The sequence below is a fragment of the Spirillospora sp. NPDC046719 genome (assembly GCF_040645715.1).
GTDB lineage: Bacteria > Actinomycetota > Actinomycetes > Streptosporangiales > Streptosporangiaceae > Spirillospora.
Map to the genome: position 1 here is coordinate 1 of NZ_JBEYYT010000921.1, position 1,226 is coordinate 1,226.

At 76.2% G+C, this 1,226-nt stretch carries 2 protein-coding genes; both read left to right on the forward strand.

From position 1 onward, the window contains the following. The first annotated feature begins 253 nt into the window (after positions 1 to 253). The gene (locus ABZ914_RS51580; RefSeq protein WP_500201846.1) at positions 254 to 748 is read left to right on the forward strand and encodes a (2Fe-2S)-binding protein; all 495 of its coding nucleotides are present in this window, start codon (positions 254 to 256) and stop codon (positions 746 to 748) included. Further along, positions 745 to 1,226, forward strand: a 482-nt coding sequence (locus tag ABZ914_RS51585) for an SRPBCC family protein (RefSeq protein ID WP_500201847.1), incomplete at its 3' end; no start/stop codon positions are given. The genes ABZ914_RS51580 and ABZ914_RS51585, both read left to right, overlap by 4 nt.

Here is a 1,226-nt window from a genome sequence, read left to right on the forward strand (position 1 = left end):
ACCGCGACGACCTGAGGCCGCTCGCCGAATGGACGTTCGCGCTCGACGACTACCCGACGTCGCCCTCGTTCGTCCCGCGCGGGCGCGGCGGCAGCAGCGCCCACCGACATCGACGCCGACGAACTCGGGCGCACGGCCGTCGGGGACCTGGACTCGGTCCCCGCCGACCTGCACGCGTCCGCCGACCACCGCGCGCACGTCGGCGCCGCCATCGTGGCGCGCGCTTGGCGGCGGGCCGCCGAGGAGGCCGCGAATGGCTGACGTCCCCGTCCGGATGCGGGTCAACGGCGGGACGCGGAGCGCGTCCGTCCCGGCCCGGCTCACCCTCGCCGACTTCCTGCGCGAGCGGTGCGGGCTCACCGGCACCCACCTCGGCTGCGAGCACGGCGTGTGCGGCGCGTGCACGGTCCTGCTCGACGGGGAGGCCGTCCGCGCCTGCCTCGTCCTCGCCGTGCAGGCCGACGGCGCCGAGGTCACGACAGTGGAGGGGATCGCCTCGCCCACCGGCGAGCTGTCCCCGGTCCAGGCGGCGTTCCGCGACCACCACGGCCTGCAGTGCGGCTTCTGCACGCCCGGGTTCGTCGTCTCCGTCACCGCGTTCCTGCGCGACAACCCCGACCCCACCGACGAGCAGATCCGCGACGGCCTGTCCGGCAACCTGTGCCGCTGCACCGGCTACCAGGGGATCCTCAAGGCCGTCCGCGCGGCGGCGCGCGAGGCCGCCGCCGCACCGGAGGAGACCGGATGAAACTCGAGAACGGCTTCACGATCCCGGTGCCCGCGGACGAGGCGTGGCGCGTCCTGCTCGACATCGAGCGGATCGCCCCCTGCGTGCCGGGCGCGACGCTCACCTCCCGCGACGGCGACCGCTTCCACGGCAGGGTCAAGGTCAGGCTCGGCCCGATCGGCCTCGGCTACAGCGGGTCGGTCGCGTTCGTCTCGCTCGACGAGGCGGCCGGGGTCGCGGTCCTGGAGGCCGCCGGGCGGGAGACCCGCGGCGGCGGCACCGCGAAGGCGGTCGTCACGTGCCGGCTCACCGGACGCGGCGACGCCACCGACGTCCGCGTGGAGACCGACCTCGCCGTCACCGGCAGGCCCGCGCAGTTCGGCCGCGGCGCCCTCGCCGACGTGTCCGCCGCCCTCCTCGACCGGTTCGCCGCCAACCTCGCCGAGGAGATCGCGTCCGGCGGGGACCCGTCGCCGGTCCCGGACGCCTCCTCCGGGAC

Coding starts and splice junctions, on each gene's coding strand:
- ABZ914_RS51580 (WP_500201846.1), top strand. CDS start 254: ATGGCTGACGTCCCCGTCCGGATGCGGGTCAACGGCGGGACGCGGAGC.